Annotated in this window: 20 protein-coding genes; 3 read left to right on the forward strand and 17 right to left on the reverse strand. The window is 72.9% G+C overall.

Annotated features, from left to right (window positions below; all coding sequences use genetic code 11):
• Positions 1–2 precede the first annotated feature (2 nt).
• The 6 genes from QQK26_RS05105 to QQK26_RS05130 all read right to left on the reverse strand — a co-directional run bounded on the left by QQK26_RS05105 (position 3) and on the right by QQK26_RS05130 (position 6,246).
• On the reverse strand, positions 3–2,732 hold the full coding sequence (locus tag QQK26_RS05105; RefSeq protein WP_284230673.1) for an FtsK/SpoIIIE domain-containing protein: 2,730 nt from the start codon (positions 2,730–2,732) through the stop codon (positions 3–5).
• 151 nt (positions 2,733–2,883) lie between these two features.
• Positions 2,884–3,219: an FHA domain-containing protein gene (locus QQK26_RS05110; RefSeq protein ID WP_284230681.1), complete on the reverse strand. Its 336-nt coding sequence runs from the start codon at positions 3,217–3,219 to the stop codon at positions 2,884–2,886.
• Positions 3,220–3,308: 89 nt separating this feature from the next.
• Entirely contained in the window at positions 3,309–4,487 is a 1,179-nt protein-coding gene (locus QQK26_RS05115) for a protein kinase (RefSeq protein WP_284230683.1), read from the reverse strand.
• Positions 4,488–4,493: 6 nt separating this feature from the next.
• Entirely contained in the window at positions 4,494–4,811 is a 318-nt protein-coding gene (locus QQK26_RS05120) for a PP2C family protein-serine/threonine phosphatase (RefSeq protein ID WP_284230685.1), read from the reverse strand.
• Positions 4,784–5,269, reverse strand: coding sequence for a PP2C family protein-serine/threonine phosphatase (locus tag QQK26_RS05125; protein WP_284230687.1), 486 nt, complete (start codon positions 5,267–5,269; stop codon positions 4,784–4,786). The genes QQK26_RS05120 and QQK26_RS05125 overlap by 28 nt, the downstream gene beginning before the upstream one ends.
• Before the next feature lie 2 nt (positions 5,270–5,271).
• Positions 5,272–6,246 carry an aldo/keto reductase gene (locus tag QQK26_RS05130; RefSeq protein ID WP_284230689.1) on the reverse strand — a complete coding sequence of 325 codons (975 nt, stop codon included), beginning with the start codon at positions 6,244–6,246 and terminating at the stop codon, positions 5,272–5,274.
• A gap of 110 nt (positions 6,247–6,356) precedes the next feature.
• Here QQK26_RS05130 and QQK26_RS05135 point away from each other — a divergent pair, with 110 nt between their 5' ends.
• The gene (locus QQK26_RS05135) at positions 6,357–6,941 is read left to right on the forward strand and encodes a DNA-3-methyladenine glycosylase I (RefSeq protein ID WP_284230691.1); all 585 of its coding nucleotides are present in this window, start codon (positions 6,357–6,359) and stop codon (positions 6,939–6,941) included.
• A 22-nt stretch (positions 6,942–6,963) separates the two neighbouring features.
• On the opposite strand, the gene thiL is transcribed toward QQK26_RS05135, so the two are convergent.
• A complete protein-coding gene (gene thiL / locus QQK26_RS05140; RefSeq protein WP_284230694.1) occupies positions 6,964–7,974 on the reverse strand; it encodes a thiamine-phosphate kinase in 1,011 nt (336 codons plus the stop codon).
• A gap of 25 nt (positions 7,975–7,999) precedes the next feature.
• Here thiL and QQK26_RS05145 point away from each other — a divergent pair, with 25 nt between their 5' ends.
• Both QQK26_RS05145 and QQK26_RS05150 read left to right on the forward strand, forming a co-directional pair.
• Positions 8,000–8,296 (forward strand): DUF3515 family protein, encoded by a 297-nt coding sequence (locus tag QQK26_RS05145; RefSeq protein ID WP_284230696.1) that lies wholly within the window; start codon positions 8,000–8,002, stop codon positions 8,294–8,296.
• Positions 8,293–8,580, forward strand: coding sequence for a hypothetical protein (locus QQK26_RS05150; RefSeq protein ID WP_284230698.1), 288 nt, complete (start codon positions 8,293–8,295; stop codon positions 8,578–8,580). The genes QQK26_RS05145 and QQK26_RS05150 overlap by 4 nt, the downstream gene beginning before the upstream one ends.
• A gap of 3 nt (positions 8,581–8,583) precedes the next feature.
• On the opposite strand, the gene QQK26_RS05155 is transcribed toward QQK26_RS05150, so the two are convergent.
• The 10 genes from QQK26_RS05155 to QQK26_RS05200 form a co-directional block, all read right to left on the reverse strand.
• The gene (locus QQK26_RS05155; protein WP_284230700.1) at positions 8,584–9,681 is read right to left on the reverse strand and encodes a D-alanine--D-alanine ligase family protein; all 1,098 of its coding nucleotides are present in this window, start codon (positions 9,679–9,681) and stop codon (positions 8,584–8,586) included.
• Positions 9,682–9,809: 128 nt separating this feature from the next.
• On the reverse strand, positions 9,810–10,874 hold the full coding sequence (locus QQK26_RS05160; RefSeq protein ID WP_284230701.1) for an NAD(P)H-dependent glycerol-3-phosphate dehydrogenase: 1,065 nt from the start codon (positions 10,872–10,874) through the stop codon (positions 9,810–9,812).
• Positions 10,871–11,653, reverse strand: coding sequence for a lysophospholipid acyltransferase family protein (locus tag QQK26_RS05165; protein WP_284230703.1), 783 nt, complete (start codon positions 11,651–11,653; stop codon positions 10,871–10,873). Before QQK26_RS05165 ends, QQK26_RS05160 begins: the two co-directional genes overlap by 4 nt.
• Complete coding sequence (murA, locus tag QQK26_RS05170) at positions 11,650–13,026, reverse strand: UDP-N-acetylglucosamine 1-carboxyvinyltransferase (RefSeq protein ID WP_284230705.1); 1,377 nt, start codon at positions 13,024–13,026, stop codon at positions 11,650–11,652. Before murA ends, QQK26_RS05165 begins: the two co-directional genes overlap by 4 nt.
• Complete coding sequence (gene leuD / locus QQK26_RS05175; protein WP_284230707.1) at positions 13,023–13,637, reverse strand: 3-isopropylmalate dehydratase small subunit; 615 nt, start codon at positions 13,635–13,637, stop codon at positions 13,023–13,025. Before leuD ends, murA begins: the two co-directional genes overlap by 4 nt.
• A complete protein-coding gene (gene leuC, locus QQK26_RS05180; protein ID WP_284230709.1) occupies positions 13,637–15,133 on the reverse strand; it encodes a 3-isopropylmalate dehydratase large subunit in 1,497 nt (498 codons plus the stop codon). The genes leuD and leuC overlap by 1 nt, the downstream gene beginning before the upstream one ends.
• A 121-nt stretch (positions 15,134–15,254) precedes the next feature.
• The gene (locus QQK26_RS05185) at positions 15,255–15,812 is read right to left on the reverse strand and encodes an FHA domain-containing protein (protein ID WP_284230712.1); all 558 of its coding nucleotides are present in this window, start codon (positions 15,810–15,812) and stop codon (positions 15,255–15,257) included.
• Positions 15,813–15,863: 51 nt separating this feature from the next.
• Positions 15,864–19,013 carry a transglutaminaseTgpA domain-containing protein gene (locus QQK26_RS05190; protein ID WP_284230713.1) on the reverse strand — a complete coding sequence of 1,050 codons (3,150 nt, stop codon included), beginning with the start codon at positions 19,011–19,013 and terminating at the stop codon, positions 15,864–15,866.
• Positions 19,013–20,311 carry a DUF58 domain-containing protein gene (locus QQK26_RS05195; RefSeq protein ID WP_284230716.1) on the reverse strand — a complete coding sequence of 433 codons (1,299 nt, stop codon included), beginning with the start codon at positions 20,309–20,311 and terminating at the stop codon, positions 19,013–19,015. Before QQK26_RS05195 ends, QQK26_RS05190 begins: the two co-directional genes overlap by 1 nt.
• On the reverse strand, positions 20,308–21,276 hold the full coding sequence (locus QQK26_RS05200; protein WP_284230718.1) for an AAA family ATPase: 969 nt from the start codon (positions 21,274–21,276) through the stop codon (positions 20,308–20,310). Before QQK26_RS05200 ends, QQK26_RS05195 begins: the two co-directional genes overlap by 4 nt.
• Positions 21,277–21,350: the final 74 nt, after the last annotated feature.

Genomic DNA, 21,350 nt, shown 5'->3' on the forward strand with positions numbered 1-21,350 from the left:
CGCTACACGGCGGCGCGATGCTCGCGGGCGACGGCCTCGAGCGCGACGGCCCGGATGCCCTCCGGGCCGGCCAGCCACGCCTCCCCCGGCGCCACGGGCGGCGGCAGGACCGAGGGTCGCAGCAGCGAGCGGACGTCCGCCAGCGATCCCCCGGTGATCAGCACCGCTCCGTGCTGCGCGAGGCGCGCGAAGAGCCCCCATCGCGCGTTCCAGTCGTCCAGGTCGCCGACGAGCAGCGCCGTCGCATCGACGCCGATGCCGGCCGACTCGGGCGCATCGAGGGCGAGCGCGCGCAGGCCCGGGTCGGCGGCGCACCAGCGGTCCGCGATGCGACGGGCGTCCGCGCCGGCGATCGCGCGGATCGACCGCGGGTCCACGCACTCGGGCAGGCCCTCCTCATCGGCGCCGGGATCGTCGACGAGGGCGAGCTGCAGTCGGCGACCGCCGACGGTGCCCGCTCCCGGAGGCAGTGCCGGGTCGTGCAGCTGGGGCGCACCTCCCGCGAGCGCATGCTCCTGCCGGTCGTCGATGCGCAGCAGCACCCGGCTTCGGCAGAGCTGCACGAGCGCACCCAGGCCCGCCGGACGCTGCGCCGTCACGAGCACGTGGAGGCCGCGCGCGGGCGCCTCCCGCAGCAGGCGGGCGAGCCGGTCGAGGGCGTGCAGCCGGTGCTCCTCGCCGAGCCGGTCGAGGAGCAGGTCGAGATCGTCGAGCAGGAGCGCGGAGGCACCGACGGCGAGCTCGGCGCCCTCGATCGCCCGCCAGAGGTCGCGCGGCCCGCGACCGGGCCGTCGCACCGGCAGCCCGACCCGCTGCGCGGCCCGCTGCGCCGCGGCCACGGCACCCGTGCGACCGCTGCCCGCTCCGCCGAGGACGAGCACGGGACCCGAAGCGCCCAGGTCGAGCACGTCGCGGCGCTGCTCCTCGGGCACGTCGAGCAGGCCGAGCGCCAAGCCCTCCCCCGGCAGCAGCCGCGGATCGAGCCACGCCGACAGTGGCGGGAGCCAGGGGCGGAAGGGTTGGGCGGCGTCGGCCCAGCGCTCCCGCACGGCCTCGGCGTCCCTCGTCGACGGCAGCGCCATCTGCGCCTCGACGGTCTCCCCCTCGACCAGCACGATCGCGCGACCGGGCCGCGCCGCAGGCAGCGCCGCCGCCGCCGGCACGCCGACCACGGCGCTGCTGTCGGCCTCGCTCATCACCCGCAGCGCGATCCGCAGGGCCGCGTTCGCGAGCACGCCGTCGCGCACCGCGCCCGCCGGTCGCTGCGTGCAGAGCACGAGATGGATGCCGAGGGACCGCCCACGTGCCGCGAGATCGGCGATGAGCGGCTCGAGCTCGGGCAGCGCCTGCATCATCGCGGCGAACTCGTCGATGATCACGACGAGCCTGGCGAGGCGGCCCGGCTCGAGCTCCGCGATGGAGCGCGCGCGATGCTCGGCGAGCAGGCGTTCGCGCCGGCGCGTCTCGGCGCGCAGGCTCTCCAGTGCGCGCCGAGCGGCGGACGCGTCGAGGTCGGTGATCACCCCGACGACGTGCGGCAGCGCCTCGAGCGGCGCGAATGCGGCGCCGCCCTTGAAGTCGACGAGCAGCACGGCGAGCTCGTCTGGGGCGCGGGTGCCGGCCATCGCGAGCACCCAGGACACGAGCAGCTCGCTCTTGCCGCTGCCCGTCGTGCCGGCCACGAGCGCGTGCGGCCCGTGCCGCAGGAGGTCGATGGCCAACGGGCCGTGCGCCCCGACGCCGAGCACCGCGCGGAGTCCCTCGGGGGCCGGCTGCTCGATCCCGGCGAGAGCGACCCGCTCCGGTACGGTCGCCGCCGCGGCTCCCGAGCCGAGGCGAGCCGACTCCTCGAACAGCAGCGCCGCGCCGGCGGACGCGGCGGCGAGGCCGCAGAGCTCCGGTTCGAATGCGCCGATGGATGCGGCGTCGGAGTGGCGCAGCAGCCGCGCGCCGGCGCCGTCCACCACGACCACCACCTCGCAGCCGGGCGGCAGCTCGGCCTCCCGTTCGCGCAGCGCGAGCCATGCGGGCTCGCCCTGCTCGGTCCAGGCGACCTGCTCGGCCCATCCGTCGCCCGCCGCGGCCTCGTCGGCGGCGCGTCGACGAAGCGGATGCGGTGCACGCGCGAGCCAGGACCACTCGCCGCCCGCCGGCGCCTCGACCCGCATCGCGGAGGGCGACACGACGCACAGGCGGTGCAGCAGCAGCGCCCTGGCGATCGCGCGAGCGATGGTCGGCGACGCGACCACCCCGATGCGCCGGGCATCGGTGCCGATCGGCGCGCCCTCCAGCACCCGCACGCTCTCGATGAGCCGGTCGCGGCGCTCGGTCTCCTGCGCACGCTCCCCGTCGGCGACGTTGCGCTCCATCCTCAGCGAGCTGCGGCGAGCACCCGTGCCGATGCGCACGGAGGCGTCCGGACCCCAGCGCCGTCGCAGGCCGGCCTCGCCTCGCAGCTCCTCGCTCAGCGTCGGCAGCGTCGCGTCGAGCTCGCGCCGTTCCTGCTCGTGGCGCAGGATCACCGCCTCCTGTGCGGCCGCGCACTCCTCGTCGAAGCGGCGGCGCTCGCGGCGGAGTCGCCGCCGAGCACCGATCCTGCCGTCGGCGAGCGCGCCGACCGCCACGATCGGACCGAGCAGCGCGAAGAGGAGCGCGAAGGGCGAGCGGGTGACCGCCCAGATCAGCAGCGCGCCCACCAGCGGGGCGAGGCTCGCGACGAGCGGGAACGGCATCGGCTCCGTCCGGCTGGGGCCGCGCGGTCCGCGGAGGGGTTCGCTCGTCGCATCCGTCATGGCTCCAGCGAAGCGAGCAGAGCGCGGCGCCGGCCCCCGCTCGCTCGAAACCGTGGAGGCGGGACCCCTGTGGAGGGGCTGCGCCCCCGGATCAGTCGAGCAGGAAGAACTGCTCGCCGACCTCGACGCGGCTGCCGCGGGGCGCGCGGTACCGGCGCCCCGGCTCGCAGCGCACCGGCGACTCGCCCGGCGCCCAGAGCACGGTGCCGTTGCCGGAGTGGCGGTCGAGGATCCAGAACTCGCCGTCGTCGATGCCGAACTGCAGGTGGGTCTTCGACACCGAGCGTCCGGCATCCGGGACGCGGATGAGGTGGGTGGCGGTCGTGCCGGGGTCCGCCGCCGGGTGCCGCCCCAGCAATCCGCCGCCGCGGACCGCGTAGCTGTCGCCCGTGCTGAACTGCAGCAGGAATCTTTCGTTCGCGTCCATGACGCAGCACCTCCTCGGCCGTCGCGCGCATCCCGAGCACCCGTCGACCGGCCCCGAGGTTAGCAGCCGTCGCCCCATGCCGGCGGCGCTCAGGGTGCGAGCGCGGCGCAGACCGGCACGCTGTGCTCGCCCAGGCGGCCCTGGCGGCTCACCGCCACCGAGAGGCAGACGGTCGCGCCGGCCGCGGCGTCCACGCGCAGACGGGGCTCGTCGACGAGCGATGGCACGCCGCCGTCGACGCGCACCCGGTAGCGGTCGCCCGCCTCGAGGCCGGGGTCGCTCCAGTCGAACGTCACCGCGGCATCGTCGGCATCCGCCCGGAGGTCCTCCACGACGGGGATGCCCGGGCCGGAGCTGCGGGCCAGCGACGCGAACAGCGACGCACCGACCGCGATCGCGGCGACCGCGACGACGAGGAGGCCCCAGGAGACCAGCCGGGCACCGCGTCGCGGTGCGTGCACGGGGCGGTCCGCCTCGGCGAGGATCCGGGCGTCGAGCGGGCTGCGCCCGTCGAGCGCCACCTCGATCGGCGTGACGGCCAGACCGAGCTCCGCCTGCGCCTCGCGCAGCTCCAGCACGAGTTCGAGCGCCGAGGCGTGGCGCCGTGCCGGATCGCGCGACGTGGCCCGGTCGAGGACCCGCCGCACCGGGGCCGGTACCGCCTCCTCGCCGACCGTCTCCCGCAGCGTCGCGCCGAGGTCGTGCACATCCGCGGCCACCGTCAGCGGTCCGCCGGCGCGCACCTCCGGCGCGCTGAAGACGTCGTCCACCGACGGCACCGCGGCGATGTCGAACGCGGCGGCGTAGCCGCTGGCGGCGAGCACGATCGAGCCGAAGGGGGTGAGCAGCAGATGCACCGGTCGCACGCCGCCGTGCAGCACCGAGGAGCGGTGCAGGGTCTCGAGCGCGCTGCCGATGCGCACTCCCATCGTCAGTGCCTCCTCGAGCCCGAGCCGTCTGCCGCCCTCGGCGATGTGGCCGGTGCACACCTCGGTGACGACGTAGGGTCGGCCGTCGCTGGCGATGGACGCCTGCAGCACGGTCAGCACGGACGGATGCGCGCTCACGAGCGCCATCCGATCGGCGGCGGTGCGGAAGCGCTCCCGCGCGGCATCGGAGGCGACCGGTCGCTGCAGCACGGTGAGCAGCACGGGACGCCGCGGCGCGAGCTGCTGCGCGGTGTAGATGTCCACCAGCTCGCCGGAGCTGTGGAACCGCACATCGCCGAAGCCGGGCACGGCCAGGGGTCCGAGCGGCGAGGAGGTCACGATCGGTCAGGCCTCGTGCAGGTCGAGCACGATGAGCGTCACGTTGTCGCGGCCGCCGGCGTCGAGCGCCGCGTCGAGCAGGGCCTGCGCGGTGGCCTCCGCGGAGAAGCCGGCCGTCACGTGCATCCGGATCCAGTCGTCCCGGAGCTCCTTGGTCAGGCCGTCCGAGCAGATGAGGAGGCGGATGCCCGCGCGCAGCGGGATGAGCCAGACGTCCGGCTGCGGATCGTCCTCGAAGCCGATGGCGCGGGTGATGACGTTGCTGTCGGGGTGGTGCTCCGCTTCCGCCTCGCTGATCATGCCGGCGTCGACCATGGCCTGCACGACCGAGTGGTCGACCGTGACGCGGGCGAAGTCCGGGCCCTCGGCGGCGTAGACGCGGGAGTCACCGAGATTGAGGACGGCGAGGTAGGGGTGCCCTCCTCGGCGACGAGCGCGGCACCCGTCACGGTGGTGCCGCTGCCGCGGCCGCCGGCGATTTCGCCATCGTGGATATCGAGCGTGGCCCGCGCGAGCGCCGCGGTGATCTCGTCGATGGAGGTCAGGCCGTCGGAGGCGAGCTCCCCCAGACGGCGCACGACGGCCGCGCTGGCGACGTCGCCGGAGTCGTGGCCGCCCATGCCGTCCGCCACCGCGAAGACCGGCGCCATCGCGACCAGGCTGTCCTCGTTGAGCGAGCGCCGGTGGCCGACGTCGGTGAGCGCATGCCAGCTCAGCGCGAGCGCGGGACCGCCCTCGACGGGCACCGGCACGGTGCCCGAGGCCTCCCCGAGCTGCAGCACGGTCAGGACCGCCCGTCGGCGAAGATCGCGTCGATCTCGCGCAGATCGGCCTCGTCGGGCGTCCACGCGGTCGCCGCGGCGGCGTTCTGCACGAGCTGCTCGGGACGCGTCGCGCCCGCGATCACGCTCGCGAGCCCCGGCTGTGCGAGCAGCCAGCCGAAGGTGGCCTCGAGCATGGAGACGCCGCGCTGCTCGGCGAAGGCGCGGTAGCGCTCGATCGCCGGCCACGGCGCCGACTCGAGCAGCTGCGGCTTGGAGTGCGTGATCCGGCCGTCGCTCGGTGCGGCGTCGCTGCGGTACTTGCCGGTCAGCAGGCCGTTGGCGAGCGGGAAGTAGGGCAGGAAGCCCAGGCCGTAGGCCCGCACCGCCGGCAGCACCTCCGCCTCGGCGCCGCGGGCGAGCAGGCTGTACTCGTTCTGCGCGCTGACGAACGGCACGGCGCCGTCGCGGCGCGCCACGAACTCGGCCTCGGCGATCTGCCAGCCGGCGAGGTTCGAGTGGCCGAGGTAGCGCACCTTGCCCTCGCGCACGAGGTCGCCGAGCACGTCGAGGGTCTCCTCGATCGGGGTGATCGGATCGGGGGCGTGCAGCTGGTAGAGATCGATCCAGTCGGTGCGCAGGCGGCGCAGCGACGCCTCGACCGCGAGCCGGACGTATCGACGGGAGCCGCGCGCACCCCAGTCCGGGCCGTTCGCCCCCTCCATGTCCATGCCGAACTTCGTGGCGAGCACGAAGCGGTCGCGCCGTCCCTGCAGCGCACGCCCGAGGACCTCCTCGCTGAGGCCGCGGCGGGCGCCGTAGATGTCCGCCCCGTCGATGAGGTTGACTCCGGCGTCGAGCGCGGCGCCGATGACGGCGTCCGCGCCCTGCTGGGTCTCGGTGGCGGTGCCGGCCCGACCGAAGTTATTGCCGCCGAGGCCCACCGCCGAGACGACGAGTCCGGAGCGGCCGAGCGGGCGGAGGAACGGGGCTGGCATCCCCCCATCGTAGGCGCGCGACGGCTCCTCCCCCGACGCCGGACCGGATGCGCGTCCACCATCCGCGCCCGTCGACCGCTGCCTGCGCCCCGCCTCGCTAGCCTCGCCGCATGGATGATCTGAGGACGGGACCGGATGGCCTGCGGCGCTGCGGATGGGTGGGCGACGACGCCGAGTACCGCCGCTACCACGACGAGGAGTGGGGCGTGCCGCTGCACGGCGACCGTGCGCTCTTCGAGAAGCTCAGCCTCGAAGCGTTCCAGTCCGGGCTCTCCTGGATCACGATCCTCAAGCGGCGGCCCGGGTTCCGCGCCGCGTTCTCGGGCTTCGAGCCCGCGGTCGTCGCGGCCTACGACGGTGGAGACGTCGAGCGCCTGCTCGCCGATGCGGGCATCATCCGCAACCGGGCCAAGGTGCTCGCGACGATCGCCAACGCCCGCATAGTGGCCGCCTGGGAGCCGGGCGCACTGGACGCGCTGATCTGGTCGTTCGAGTCATCGCCGGGGCCCGCTCGGCGGACGCTGGCGGACGTGCCCGCCACGACCGAGGCGTCGGTGTCGCTGAGCGCCGAGCTGCGGAGCCGCGGGCTGCGCTTCGTCGGGCCGACGACCGGCTACGCGCTCATGCAGTCGGCCGGGCTCGTGCACGATCACCTCGCCGGGTGCCACCGGTTCGATCCCGCGCGGGTGGTGTGACCTCCGCGCCGCGAGACGGTGCTCAGCCGACGCCGCCGTCCCACCCGGCGTAGGGGTCCCATCCGCTCAGGTCCACCGGCGCGCCGTCGACGGTGAGCTCGTCACCGGGCACCGTGCGGCCGATGCGCGTGAAACCGTGCGGCAGCTCGGCGCCGTCGGGCAGCACCGCCAGCAGCGAGTGGTCCTCGCCACCGGCCAGGGCGAGCTCGAGGCCGTCGGCGACCTGCGGGGCCAGTGCTCGCACCGCGGCGGCGGCGAGGTCGATGCCCACCCCGCTCGCCCGGATGACGCGCCGCGCGTCGAGCGCGAGGCCGTCGGAGAGGTCGAGCATCGCGGTGGCACCGGCCAGCGCGGCCGCCCTGCCGGCCGCGATCGGCGGTTGCGGCGCGAGCTGCGCACCGACCCAGCTCGGGTGCCGTTCGCGCAGACGCGACGCGAGGGCGGCATCCGGCTCCCCCGAGCCGTCGACGCCCTCCGAGAAGAGCAGCCGCAGACCCAGGGCCGCGCGACCCAATGGACCCGCGACGGCGACGACCTGCCCCGGCGAGGCGCCGTCGCGGCGCACCGGGGCGCGTCCCTCCAGGTCGCCGAAGGCGGTCACGGCGAGGGTGAGCGAAGCGGATGCGGAGAGGTCGCCGCCGACCACGCCGCACCCCGGCGCGAGGGCCTCGCACGCATCGCGCAGTCCGTCGGCGATCGCCTCGAGCAGGGCGATCGGCGTCGACGTCGGGGCGGCGAGCCCGACGAGCAGTCCGGAGGGAACCGCGCCCATCGCGGCGACGTCGGCCAGGTTGGCGGCGGCGATCTTCCAACCCAGGTCGTGCCCGCTCGACCATGCGAGGCGAAAGTCCGGGCCGTGCACCATGAGGTCGGTCGTCGTGACGAAGCGGCCGTCCGGCGCGGCGACGACCGCGGCGTCGTCGCCCGGGCCGAGCAGGGCGCCCTGCGCGGCGGGCAGACGGCGGGTGATCCGTTCGAGCACCGCGAGCTCCCCGAGCCCGCCGAGCGTCCCGTCGTCGCCAGATCGCTCCATGCTCCTCACGGTAGCCTGTCGCACGATGCGCCCCTCACCACGCCGGCTCGCGGCGACCCTGCTGCCCGCTGCCCTCATCACCGGCGCGGTCGCCGGCTGCACCCCGATCGTCAACCTGGAGCCCGCCGCCGACGCCGGAGACCCCGGCTGCGCCGAGATCATCACCCGGCTCGACCTCATCCCCGACATGGAGGGCCTCGAGCTGCGCGAGACCAATGCGCAGGCCACGGCCGCCTGGTCGCAACCGGGGTCGGACCAGAGCGCCGTGCTGCTGCGCTGCGGCGTGGAGCCCCCGGACCCACGGCGGAGTTCACCTGCGTGACCATCGGCGACGTCGACTGGCTGCAGGACCCGAGCGAGGACCCGGTCTACCGGTTCATCACCTACGGCCGCACGCCCGCGACCGAGGTGATCGTCGACACGGAGCAGATGATCTCGGGCACGAACGTGCTCAACAACTTGCAGAACACCATCGACTACGCGCCCGCGGAGCGCGCGTGCGTCGCCGCGCAGGACGTCTTCGGCGGCGCCACCCCCGACGAGGAGGGCACCCTCGTCGACCCGGACGGGGCGCCCGCGCCCGAGGAGACCGCCCCCGCGGAGTGATCGTCAGCGGACGGTCTCGAGCCCGAGCTGGATGAGCTCGTCGATGAGGTCGCCGTAGGCCAGTCCACTGGCCTCCCAGAGCTTCGGGTACATCGAGATGGGCGTGAAGCCGGGCAGCGTGTTGAGCTCGTTCACCACGAAACCCTGCTCGGTGAGGAAGAAGTCCGCGCGCGCCAGGCCCGCGCCGCCGATCGCCTCGAAGGCGCGCGCCGCGAGGCGCTGCATCTCGGCGAGGTCGGCGGGGTCCATCTCGGTCGGGCAGCGCAGCTCGACGCCGTCGGCGCCCGAGTACTTCGCGTCGAAGTCGTAGAACTCGCGGCCCGTGACGATGATCTCGCCGGCCACCGAGACGCGGGGACCCGCGCCGTCGCGACCGCCGAGCACGGAGACCTCGACCTCGCGTCCGACGACCATGGGCTCGATGAGCACCTTCGAGTCCTCCGCTAGCGCGATCTCGACCGCAGCGGCGAGATCGGCGGGCGCCTTCACCTTGCTGACGCCCACCGACGAGCCGGCGCGGGCCGGCTTGACGAAGACGGGGTAGCCGAAGCCCTCCGCCGCCGCCTCGGCCTTCGAGCGGTCGCCCGCCCACTCGCGCGCGGTGACCGTGTACCAGGGGGCGATCGGCACGCCGGCCTGCTCGAGCACGCGCTTGAAGGCGTCCTTGTCGAAGCCGATGGCCGAGGCGAGGATGCCGTTGCCGACGTAGGGGATGTCGAGCAGCTCGAACCAGCCCTGGATCGCACCGTCCTCCACGGTCGGACCGAGCAGCGCCGGGAACACCACGTCGATCTCGCCGAGCGAGCGGCGCGTGCCGTCCTGCTCGGTCACGAACAGCTCGCGACTGCCGGGCGCCTCGGGGAAGTGCACGCGGGTGCCGTTGTCCTGCACGACCGCGTGGCGGTCCGGGCGCATCCGCCACAGCTCGGGGTCGCCGTCCTGCAGCGTGAGGACGCCGTCGAGGGTGATGCCGACGGGGATGACCTCGTACTTGTCGGTGTCGATCGCACCGAGCACGCCGCTCGCGGTGCCGGTGCCGACGATGTGCTCGCTGGTCCGGCCGCCGAAGAGGAGGGCGACGCGGGTCTTCTGCTGGGTCATCCGGGTCTGCTTTCTGGTCGTGCGCGGGAGGAACGGGACGAGCGGATGCGCGGAACCGGCGACCCCGACCGCTCCCCCGCCGGGGCTCGTCGCGATGAGGTGGTGCTGGTGCCCGGCGCGGACGGCGGTCAGCGCTGGTGCTCGTCCTGCGGCAGGTCGTCGCCGTCGGTCGTGAGGTGCGGGGCGATGTCCCGCGGCGACATGGTACCGGCGAGCACCTCCGCCACCTGGCGCACGATCGGCATGTCGACGCCGAGCCCGTCGGCGAGCTCGAGCACGGGGGCCACGGAGGAGAGCCCCTCCGCGGTCTGGTTCATGCGGCGGACCACATCCTCGAAGCTGTAGCCCTGCCCGAGCAGGCGCCCCGCTGTATTGTTGCGCGAGAGCGGGGAACCGCAGGTGGCGATGAGGTCGCCGAGCCCCGCGAGACCGGACATCGTTTCCGGTCGGGCTCCGGAGGCCACCGCGAACGAGGTGATCTCGGCGAGCCCGCGTGTGATGATCGAGGCCTTCGTGTTCTCGCCGTAGCCCACGCCGTCGACGATGCCGACGGCCACGGCGATGAGGTTCTTGAGCACGCCGCCGAACTCGGTGCCGATCACGTCGTTGTTCGTGAACGAGCGCAGGTACGGCGCGTGCGCTGCGACGGCGACCTGGCTGGCGGTCTGCGGATCGGAGGAGGAGACGACGATCGCGGTCGGCTGCTCCTTGGCGATCTCGAGCGCGAGGTTCGGCCCGCTCGCCACGGCGATGCGCCCGGGCTCGATGTCGAGCTCCTGCGCGATCACCTCGCTCATGCGGTAGCGGGTGCCCTTCTCGACGCCCTTCATGAGACTGACGACGGGCACGCCGGCGGGGATCATCTCGCGCACGGCGCGCAGGTTCTCGCGCAGCGACTGGCTGGGCACGGAGAGGAAGACCATCTCGCTCGTGTCGAGCACCTCGCGCAGGTGCGACGAGGCCCAGAGGTTGGGCGGCAGGTCGATGCCCGGCAGGTAGTCGCTGTTGCGTCGGCTCTCCGCGATCTCGCGCGCCAGCTCGGCGCGGCGCGCCCAGAGCGACACGTCGGCGCCGCCGTCCGCGAGCACCTTGGCGAAGGTGGTGCCCCAGCTGCCGGCGCCGAGCACCGCGACCCTCCGGGCTCCGGGGGTGATGATCCGCAGCGGGACGGTGTTGGTCGGTACGTTCCTCACGGGCGGCCCGCCTCCTTCTGATCGTGCTTCGCCGGGTCCCACAGCTCGGCCGGCGGCGTCTCGCCGCGCAGCTCGCCGAGCAGCCCGGCGATGGCGTGCATGACCCGGTCCGTACCGGCGTCGACGGCGGCGCGGTCGGCTCGGGTGCCGGGCTCCACGCCCAGGTCGACGGGGTCGCCGACCAGGATGTCCACCGGCTTGCGCCGCAGCAGCGTGATCCTGCGCCCGTAGCGCGCCATGAGCTGCTGACTGCCCCAGTGGGCCACGGGGATGATCGGGATGCCGTGCTCGAGGGCTGCGCGCACGGCCCCGGCACGTCCGCGCATCGGCCACAGGTCGGGTTCGCGGGTGAGCGTGCCCTCCGGGTAGACGATGACGGCGTGGCCCTTCGCGAGGAGGTGTCCTGCGGCGGCGAGCGGATCGGCTCCGCGCCCCGCACCGCGCTCCACCGGGATCTGCCCCGACGCGCGCAGGATGCCTCCGAGCACGGGCACCCGGAAGAGCGACGCCTTGGCCAGGAAGCGCGGCACGCGACCCATCTTCCACATGGCGATGCCCATCACGACCGGATCGATCTCGGTGAGGTGGTTGGGCGCGAGGATGAAGGCGCCCTGCTTCGGCAGCTTGTGCGCGTCGCGGATGCGCCAGCGCACCGACAGGTTCATGATCGGCAGCACGATGACGGCGAGCAGCCAGAAGAACGGACTGCGCAACCGCTCCGAACGCGGGCGCGGCGACGGGCCCGCCGATCCCGCGGCGGGCCGGTCGCTCGCGCTCATCGGTCCTGTGCCTCGAAGGTGAAGTCGGCGCCGAGCTGCTCGAGCTTGTCGATGATGTGCTCGTAGCCGCGGCTGATGATGCCCATGTTGCTCACCGTCGAGGTGCCCTCGGCCGCCAGCGCGGCGATGAGGTAGCTGAACCCGCCGCGCAGATCGGGCACGTGCACGTCGGCGGCCCGCAGCTCGGTCGGTCCCTCGATCACGGCGGCCTGCTCGAGGTCGCGCCTGGGCACGCGGCGGTAGTCGCCGTCGAGGCCGTGCTCGTGCACGACGATGTCGGCGCCCATCTCGACGAGCGCCTTGGTGAAGCCCAGGCGGTTCTCGTACACCGTCTCGTGCACGACCGAGCGGCCCTCGGCCTGCGTGAGCGCGACGATGAGCGGCTGCTGCCAGTCCGTCATGAAGCCCGGGTGCACATCCGTCTCGACGTTCACCGGCTTCAGCGGGGTGCCCGGGTGGTAGAAGCGGATGCCGTCGTCCTCGATGTCGAAGGCGCCCCCGGCCTTGCGGAACACGTTGAGGAAGGTCATGAGCTCGATCTGGTGCGCGCCCTCGACGAAGATGTCGCCGCGGGTCGCCAGCGCGGCCGAGGCCCAGCTGGCGGCCTCGTTGCGGTCGAAGAGCGCGGTGTGCAGGTAGCCGCCGAGCTCCTCGACACCCTCGATGAGGATGACGCGGTTCGGCTCGACCGAGATGATCGCGCCCATCTTCTGCAGGATCGCGATGAGGTCCATGATCTCGGGCTCGATCGCCGCGTTCTTCAGCTCGGTGGTGCCCTTCGCCAGCACCGCCGTGAGCAGCACCTGCTCGGTGGCGCCGACGCTCGGGTACGGGAACTCGATGTTCGCGCCCTTCAGGCCGTCGGGGGCCGTGAGGTGGATGCCCTCGTAGGACTTGTCGACGACCGCCCCGAAGGCGCGCAGCGCGTCGAGGTGGAAGTTGATCGGGCGGTTGCCGATGCGGCAGCCGCCGAGGTCGGGGATGAACGCCTCGCCGAGCTTGTGGAGCAGCGGGCCGCAGAACAGGATCGGGATGCGACTGGAGCCGGCGTGCGCGTCGATCTCGGCGAAGTGGGCCTGGAGCACGTTGCGCGGGTCCATCTCCAGCACACCGGGCGCGGTCTCAGTGACGATGACGCCGTGCACCTCGAGCAGATCGCGGACGACCTTGACGTCGCTGATGTTGGGCACGTCGCGCAGCGTGCTCGTCGAGCTGCCGAGCAGCGCCGCGACCATGGCCTTCGTCGCGAGGTTCTTCGCGCCTCGCACGCGGATCCGGCCCTGCAACGGCTTGCCGCCGTGGATGGTGATCGTGTCGGAGATCAGTCCGACGCGCTCACCGGCCTTCTTCGCATCCTTGACGAGGGAATTCACTCAGCACCTGCACTCTGACGGACGGGCAGCGTTCGCGGTCGCCAACGCTCGCGACGGGATTCGAACTCGCTGATCGCCTGCTCGTTGCGGAGCGTGAGGGCGATGTCGTCGAGGCCTTCCAGAAGCCGCCACCGAGTATAGGCATCGATGTCGAAGCCGATGCTGAGCGCGCCGACCGACACGGTCTGCGTCTCGAGATCCACGGTCATCTCCCGGCCGGGCTCCGCCTCGAGCTCCGCCCAGATGCGCTCGATGTCGGCCTCGGGCACCTGTCCGGCGAGCAGTCCCTGCTTGCCCGAGTTGCCCCGGAAGATGTCGGCGAAGCGCGGGCTCAGCACCACGTCGAAGCCGAAGTCGCGCAGCGCCCACACGGCGTGCTCGCGGCTCGAACCGGTGCCGAAGTCGGGGCCGGCGACCAGGATGCGGGCGCCCTGGTAGGCGGGCTGGTTGAGGATGAACTCCGGGTCCTGCCGCCAGCCGTGGAAGAGGGCGTCGTCGAAGCCGGTCTTGGTGACCCGCTTGAGGAAGACGGCGGGGATGATCTGGTCGGTGTCGACGTTGGAGCGCCGGAAGGGCACGCCGACTCCGGTGACGCTGCTGAACTTCTGCATCAGGCCTGGACCTCCTGGTTCCGCTGCTGGCCGGCGGGGGCGAACGCCGTGTCGATCGAGAGATCCCACGGGCTGGAGAGGGTGCCGCGGATGGCGGTGGCCGCGGCCACGAGCGGCGAGACCAGGTGCGTGCGACCGCCCTTGCCCTGACGGCCCTCGAAGTTGCGGTTGGAGGTGCTGGCGCAGCGCTCCCCCGGCGCGAGCTGGTCGGGGTTCATGCCGAGGCACATCGAGCAGCCGGCGAAGCGCCACTCGGCGCCGAAGTCCTTGATGACCTGATCGAGGCCCTCGGCCTCGGCCTCCAGGCGCACGCGAGCGGAGCCGGGGACCACCATGACGCGCACCCCGTCCGCCTTCTTCTGCCCCTGGATGATCGAGGCGAAGGCGCGCAGGTCCTCGATGCGGCTGTTGGTGCAGGAGCCCATGAAGACCGCGTCGACGCGGATGTCCTTCATCGGGGTGCCGGCCTCGAGGTCCATGTACTCGAGCGCGCGCTGGGCGGCGACCTTCTCGTGCGGGTCGTCGAAGTCGTCCGGCCCCGGAACGGCCTCGCTGAGCGACACGCCCTGACCGGGGTTGGTGCCCCAGGTGACGAAGGGCTCGAGCTCGTCCGCGTCGATGAAGATCTCCGCATCGAAGACGGCGCCCTCGTCGGTCGGCAACGTCTTCCAGTACGCGACCGCATCCTCCCAGTCCTGGCCGGTCGGCGCGTGATCGCGGCCCTCGACGTAGTCGAAGGTGGTCTGATCCGGGGCGACCATGCCGGCGCGGGCACCGGCCTCGATCGACATGTTGCAGATCGTCATGCGACCGTCCATCGAGAGCGAGCGGATGGCGCTGCCCCGGTACTCGAGCACGTAGCCCTGCCCGCCGCCGGTGCCGATCTTCGCGATGACGGCGAGGATGATGTCCTTGGCCGTCACGCCCGGGCGCAGCGTGCCCTCGACGTTGATGGCCATCGTCTTGAACGGCTTCAGCGGCAGCGTCTGGGTGGCCATGACGTGCTCGACCTCGCTCGTGCCGATGCCGAAGGCCATCGAGCCGAAGGCGCCGTGCGTGGAGGTGTGGCTGTCGCCGCAGACGACCGTGATGCCCGGCATGGTGAGCCCGAGCTGCGGGCCCACGACGTGGACGATGCCCTGCTCCTTGTCGCCCAGCGAGTGGATCCGCACGCCGAACTCCTCGGCGTTGCGGCGCAGGGTGTCGATCTGCAGGCGGCTCGTCGGGTCGGCGATGACCCGGTCGATGTTGAGCGTCGGGGTGTTGTGGTCCTCGGTCGCGATCGTCAGGTCGAGCCGGCGCAGCGGCCGGTCGTTGACGCGCAGGCCGTCGAAGGCCTGCGGGCTGGTGACCTCGTGCACGAGGTGCAGGTCGATGTAGATGAGGTCGGGTTCGCCGTTCTCGCCTTTGACGACCACGTGGTCGTCCCAGACCTTCTCAGCGAGAGTTCTGGCCTTCTCAGCGAGGGTGCGGGGCTTGGCTTCGGTGCTGTTCATATGACTCGTCGGTTCCTTCAGTCCGTTGCGTGCCGGCCCACGTCGAGACTCCGCGACGAGTCAGGCCGTGAATCGAGCCTCGTCGCGGCGGCGAAGGAGGAGCAGAGCCGTGCGCACCTCGTCAGGCTACCACCGGGCCGTGCGGGGCGGCGTCGTCCGCGCCGGGCTCGATGCGCAGCGGGCAGTGGCCCAGCTCGAGGTGCGCGGTCGCGGGCACCTCGCTGAACGCCGTCGAGGAGACCTCGTCGACCCGGCCGTCGGCGTGCACGATCCAGGTGCCGTTCGTCGACCCCAGGTCCCGCACCAGCACGCGACCGGCCTCGGCGCGCAGCAGCGCGTGGGTCTTGGAGACGGAGCGGGCGGCATCCGTCACGGGTACCGGCACGGCCTGCCCGAGGTCATCGCGTGCGACGGGCGCGCGCCCGAGCAGCAGGCCGCCCACGATGGGCAGGCGGCGGCCGTCCTGCAGCACCAGCACGGCGGGGCGTGCGGGCTCCGCCGCCAGCGGTCCGCCGAAGACCGCCCCCGGGGCGGGCGTCGCGAAGCCGCGGGCCGGCACGGGCGCCGTGCCCGTGTGGAGGGGCGCCGGTGCGTGGGCGGGCGGAGCGTCGGAGGGAGGCGCAGGCGGCAGCAGTCCCGGCGGCGGCGTGATCAGGTAGCGGTCGCCCTCGTCGGTCATCGGCGCTCCCCTTCCTCGCCCTCCCATCATCGCAGAGGTGCGGGGCGAGGTTCAGCGGCCGGGGGCCCAGAGCGAGAGCGGCACGTTCGCGAGATCGATCGCCCAGCCCAGGGGCACGGGCATCGTCTCGAACGGTGGGCACCGTGTCTCCATCCCGCCCTCGTCGACCAGATAGGTGCCGTTGGTCGAGCCGAGGTCCTCGATGGTGAGCATGCCGCCGAGCAGCGACAGGCGTGCGTGGGTGCGCGAGACGCCCGACTCCGGATCGGGCACGACCAGGCGCTGCGCCGTCTTCTCGGCGCGCGGGGAGCGCCCGAGCAGCACCGTGCCCTCGAGCGGATGCTCGGACCCGTCCGGCAGCCGCAGCACCCAGTTCGGCTCGTCCCACGCGCGCGCCGGCGCCGGGCGCGTCACGACATCGATCTCCGCGAGCGCCCGCACGGAGCCGACGACGGTCACGGGACGGGTCGGGGACTCCGGGCTGCGGCGGGTCTCCGTGGTCTCCGCGACGTCGGAGGGCAGCGCCGCGTCGTCGTGTTCGGGCGTCTGCGGGGTGGCGTGCACCGCTGGCAGGTTGCCACGGCCGAAGACGATCTCGTGGAAGTCCCATTCGGAGACGTCCGCCGGCTGATCGACCGGGACGCCGGCCGCCTCGTCGCGCTGCGTCATCCTCATCCCCCTTCTGCCCCGCTGCGGGGTTCCCCCGACACTATGGGCGACTCGTCCGGCCCGCGATGGGGAGCTGTGCCCACCCGTCGCGGTGCCGGAAGGCGCCGAGCGCTCCTCAGGACCGCCGCGGAGGCGTCGCCCGTGGCGGGCATGCCTCCCAGAGCTCCGTTCGGGCGGCGGAGCATCAGCTCCAGCGAGACCGGTTCTTCCTCTCCTTGCGATCCAGGCGGGCCAGCACGCGGCGGCCCGCGCCCGCCGGGTCCCGCCTGGTGTTGATGCGGAACTTCGCGAGCTCGCGGCGCAGCCGTGTGGTGGACCGACGAGCGACCTCGACGGCGGCCTGCGCCTCCGTCCAGATGGCGTCGGACTCCTCGACCGGAACCCCCTGCCGGAGAACACCGCGTCGTCCGCGCGGGCGGCGAGCGCGCCGAGCGGAGCTTCAGCCTTCGTCTCGAGCAGCTGCGCCGTCGCCGTACGGGTGCGTCCCACGGGCGCCGCGTAGCCGAGCTCGGCGAAGCGGTCGACGAGCTCCTCCCAAGCGCCCGCGGCCTGCCGGTCGCCGGTGCCCGAGCGCCGCCGGCGCTCGCGCAGGCGCTTGAACAGCAGCACGAGCAGCAGCGGGATCGTGTAGAGCAGCACCGGCACGGCGAGGATCGTGAGCAGCGTCGCGAGCCACGCCGGCAGCTGGAAGCCGTCGTCGCGGTCCTCGTCCTCGGTGTCGTCGATGTCGACCGGGGTGAGCAGGTCCTCGTTGGCGCTCTCGTCCGGCGGCGGCTGGCGCACCTGGGGCTGCGGCTCCGACTGCGGCTTCGGCTCCTGATCCTGGGGCACGTCGGTCTCGTCGGGCGTCGGGAAGAACGGCACCCAGCCGACGCCCTCGAACGGCACCTCGACCCATGCGGTCACGTCGTCGCCGGTGACCACCACCTCGCCGCCGCCCTCGGGCACCTCAGGCGCGAAGCCCATGACGACGCGCGCCGGGTAGCCGAGGTCGTCGGCGATGAGCGCCATCGCCGAGGCGTACTGCTCCTCGTCGCCGACCATGAACGACTGCTCGACGAGCAGGGTCATGCGGTCGGCGCCGTGACCCGCGCGGCTCGGCACCGCGTCGCTCGCGAGCCCGTGGCTGAGGAAGCCGTTGGTCTTGAAACCGGACTCGACCGCGCGCAGCTGGTCGATCGGATCGGAGGTGGACGCGGCCGCGGCGTACTCGCGGCCCCGGGCGACCAGCAGGTCGGCGGTGCCGTCGATCGACGACCGGGCGAAGCCCTCGACCGGCACCCCGGCGAGCTCCGTCGGCTCGGGGCTCTCCTGGATGCGGGTGTCGATGCGGTACGTCGTGCCCGCATCCGCTCCGCTCGTCAGCACGGCGGTGCCGGACTCGCTGTTGAAGCGCAGGGCGTCGCCCTCGGCGGCGCTCCGCTCGTCGAGCAGCTCGATGCCGCGCGCGTAGCCGACCTGCGGCAGCCAGACGTCGTCGTACTCGAGCACCTCGACGGTGACCGACTCGACGGAGGCCGGCGTGAGCAGGGTCGGGTCGGGGATGGTGCGCCCGACGAGCCGGAAGGTCCCCGCGGCTTCGGGCGTCTGCGGGCCCGGGCTGGAGACCTGCCAGAGCTTGCCGTTGTAGCTGTCCATGCTCGCGAGGCGCACGAGGTCGCCGGTCTGCAGCCCCTCGATGCGGAACAGCTCCGTCTCCGTGAGGTCCTTCGTGTACTTGCGGTACCCGGAGAGCGGGCTCGGGAAGCGCTGCGGGTCGAAGGGCGGCTGGATCTCCTCGCGCAGCACGAAGCGCTCCTCCTGCGGCGGGGTCACGAGGACCCCGCCGAGGCCGCCGAGCACGAGCGCCGCGACGATCACGATCGCGGAGCCCGCCAGTTTCTTGCGCACGAGCACGCGCTGCGCGTTGGCCGCCGTCGCCGTACCGCGCTGGCGCCAACCGAGCCAGAGCAGCGCGAGCGCGCCGAAGCCCGCGCCGCGCAGGATGGCGAAGTACGGCTCATCCGTGCCGATGAGCACGCTGGCGACGTAGAGCGCCAGCGGCGCGAGGAGCGCCAGCAGCAGCGTGCCCGCGTTGCGGTGGCCGCGGCCGATCCAGCGCAGCAGCATCGTGCCGCTCAGGATGGCGACGAACCAGGTGGCCGCGTAGGGCAGCACGTTGATGTAGTCGGGCGCACCGGCGGGCGCGGCCAGCGTCACGATATCGGCCCAGCCGAACACCGCGCCGATCGCGAGCCCGGAGATGGTCTGCAGGTTCGGGATCACGAGCGCGATGCCGAACTGCGGCATCGCGAAGGCGGTGCCGAGCAGGAAGTAGGCGACCACGCCGCCCAGCACGCTCGGCAGCAGCGGAAGGCGCAGCAGGAAGGCGCCGACGGCGGCGCCGAGACCGACGATCACACCGCCGATACCGGCGAGCAGGAAGCCGAGGTCCTCGTAGCTGGTCGCGAAACCCGCCAGCCCGAGCAGGACGAGCAGCGTCAGCACGACCAGGTCCGCCCAGGTCTGCTTCGAGATGCGCTCCGCGGGCATCAGATCACCCTCCGCAACGTCTTGGGCAGGTCGGTGAGCTCGCCGATGGTGATGATCTGCAGGCCGGCGACGCTCGACACGCGGGGCTGGGCCCCGAGCTCGACGCGGAAGGCGACGACGCGGGCGTCCTGACCGAACAGCGACTCGATCGCACGGAAGTCGGTCGGTCCCATCCGGCTGCCCGCGACGATCATGACCACGCTGGGCGGAGGGAGGCGCTTGGTGGTCTCGCGCGCGAAGTCGCGGGGTGTGGCGTAGCGGCGGCCGACGAGCTCGAGCCGGCACGAGTCGTCGAGCATGGCGGTGACCGAGTGGGTGCGCAGCTGGTGCGTGTCGGTGACCACACTCATCTGGGTGCCGTCGCGGATGACCTGCGCGCCCAACGAGGCGGTGACGGAGACGGCGAGCTCGAACTCCTCGGCCGTCTCGTAGTAGCTGTTCTGCACGGTCTGGATGATCGTGAGCTGACTGCGCCGCGTCTCCTCGAACTGGCGCACCATGAGCACGCCCGTGCGCGCGGAGGTGCGCCAGTGCACGTAGCGCCGGTCGTCGCCGGGCTCGTAGGGGCGCAGCGCGTGGAACGCCAGGTCGTTGTTGGTGATGGTCTTGGTGGTCTGGCCCTCGAGGTCCTTCACGAGACCCGCCGCCGTGGGATCGAGGCGGGCGGTGACCGGATGTACGAACAGCTCGGTGGGCTCCGTCCAGCGCACGACGCGCCGCAGCAGGCCGAGCTGGTCGCCGCGCACCGAGATCGCCGGGCCCGCCGTGATGACCGCGCGGCGGTTCGTGGGCACCGCGAAGAGCTCGTCGTGGCGACCGCGCGGCTCGATGGCCGGCAGGCTGAACTCGGCGAGGCCGCTGCCGACGGGCAGCTCCATGCGGCCCGGCGTCGACCTGCGGGTGCCGACGTTGACGACGACGAGCTCGCCGAGCGCCCGGTCCCCCACCGTCACGCGTCGAGGGTTGAGCCCGATCGTCACGTCGTAGCTGGCGCGTCCGAACAGGAACGCCGCGGCCACGAGCAGCGCGCCGAGCAGCGTCGCGGCGACGAAGGTCAGCTCCGCCCAGCCGAGCACGCGGCCGGCGACCATCGCGGCGATGCCGAGCAGCAGCACGATCCAGCCCACGGGGCTGACGGTGCCGAGCACCGGCCCGAGGTAGCGCCAGGCGACCCGGAACCACGGACCGACCGCGTCGCGCACCGTGAGCGCGACGACGGCGATGCGATGGCGGAGCCCGCCCAGCAGGCCGAGGTCCCGCGGTTGCTGGAGGTCCCGCGCAGGGGCGGCGGCGGTCATGCCGCGCGGTAGGTGGGCGCTGCGATGTCGAGCAGGATCCGCGAGACGACGTCCTCGGCCTTGACGCCGGCGAACTCGCTCTCGGGGTCGACGATCATGCGGTGCGCCAGCACGGGCACCGCGAGTTCGCTGACGTCGTCGGGGGTCACGTAGGTGCGGCCCTTCGACAGCGCCCAGGTCTTGATCGCGCGGGCGAGCGCGAGCGCTCCTCGCATGCTCACGCCGAGCTGCACGTCCTGGTGCGCGCGGGTCGCATCGACGATCGCGCTGAGGTACTGCATGACGCTCGGGTCGACGAAGACCTCGCTGGTCAGCTCCGTCATCTGCGGGATGGAGGTGGAGGAGATGATCGGCTGGATGCGCGCGGCGCGCTGGCGGTTCGACGCGTCGAGCAGCAGCTGCACGCTGGTCTCGGAATCGGGGTAGCCGAGGCTGGTCTTGATGAGGAAGCGGTCGAGCTGCGCCTCGGGCAGCTTGTAGGTGCCGGCCTGCTCGACCGGGTTCTGGGTCGCGATGACCATGAAGGGCTTGCCGACCGAGTGGCCGACGCCGTCGATCGTGACGGCGCCCTCCTCCATCACCTCGAGCAGCGCCGACTGCGTCTTCGGCGAGGCGCGGTTGATCTCATCCGCCAGCACGATCGACGCGAAGATCGGGCCCCTGTGGAACTCGAAGACGCCCTTCTGCTGGTCGTAGATCGTGACGCCGGTGACGTCGGAGGGCAGCAGGTCGGGGGTGAACTGGATGCGCGAGTGGGTGCCCTCGAGCGTGTTCGCCAGCGCCTTGGCCAGCACCGTCTTGCCGGTGCCCGGGTAGTCCTCGAGCAGCACGTGGCCGTCCGAGAGCAGGGCGGTCACGACGAGCCGGATGACGTTCTTCTTGCCGAGGATCGCCAGGTCGACGTTGCCGACCAGCTTCTCGAAGGCATCGGAGAACCAAGCGGCTTGCTCCTGGGAGACGGGCATTCTTCGGGCTCCTTCGTGCGGGGTGGGTGGTGCGGGTTCGGGGTGAGCGGATGTGGTCAGCAGCGACGGATGCC

Source organism: Arenivirga flava, assembly GCF_030161575.1.
In the GTDB taxonomy this organism is placed as follows: Bacteria; Actinomycetota; Actinomycetes; order Actinomycetales; family Microbacteriaceae; genus Arenivirga; species Arenivirga flava.

Coding starts and splice junctions, on each gene's coding strand:
- QQK26_RS05105 (WP_284230673.1), bottom strand. CDS start 2,732: ATGCCGTTCCCGCTCGTCGCGAGCCTCGCCCCGCTGGTGGGCGCGCTG.
- QQK26_RS05110 (WP_284230681.1), bottom strand. CDS start 3,219: ATGGACGCGAACGAAAGATTCCTGCTGCAGTTCAGCACGGGCGACAGC.
- QQK26_RS05130 (WP_284230689.1), bottom strand. CDS start 6,246: ATGCCAGCCCCGTTCCTCCGCCCGCTCGGCCGCTCCGGACTCGTCGTC.
- QQK26_RS05135 (WP_284230691.1), top strand. CDS start 6,357: ATGGATGATCTGAGGACGGGACCGGATGGCCTGCGGCGCTGCGGATGG.
- thiL (WP_284230694.1), bottom strand. CDS start 7,974: ATGGAGCGATCTGGCGACGACGGGACGCTCGGCGGGCTCGGGGAGCTC.
- QQK26_RS05145 (WP_284230696.1), top strand. CDS start 8,000: ATGCGCCCCTCACCACGCCGGCTCGCGGCGACCCTGCTGCCCGCTGCC.
- QQK26_RS05155 (WP_284230700.1), bottom strand. CDS start 9,681: ATGACCCAGCAGAAGACCCGCGTCGCCCTCCTCTTCGGCGGCCGGACC.
- QQK26_RS05165 (WP_284230703.1), bottom strand. CDS start 11,653: ATGAGCGCGAGCGACCGGCCCGCCGCGGGATCGGCGGGCCCGTCGCCG.
- leuD (WP_284230707.1), bottom strand. CDS start 13,637: ATGCAGAAGTTCAGCAGCGTCACCGGAGTCGGCGTGCCCTTCCGGCGC.
- leuC (WP_284230709.1), bottom strand. CDS start 15,133: ATGAACAGCACCGAAGCCAAGCCCCGCACCCTCGCTGAGAAGGCCAGA.
- QQK26_RS05185 (WP_284230712.1), bottom strand. CDS start 15,812: ATGACCGACGAGGGCGACCGCTACCTGATCACGCCGCCGCCGGGACTG.
- QQK26_RS05190 (WP_284230713.1), bottom strand. CDS start 19,013: ATGCCCGCGGAGCGCATCTCGAAGCAGACCTGGGCGGACCTGGTCGTG.
- QQK26_RS05195 (WP_284230716.1), bottom strand. CDS start 20,311: ATGACCGCCGCCGCCCCTGCGCGGGACCTCCAGCAACCGCGGGACCTC.
- QQK26_RS05200 (WP_284230718.1), bottom strand. CDS start 21,276: ATGCCCGTCTCCCAGGAGCAAGCCGCTTGGTTCTCCGATGCCTTCGAG.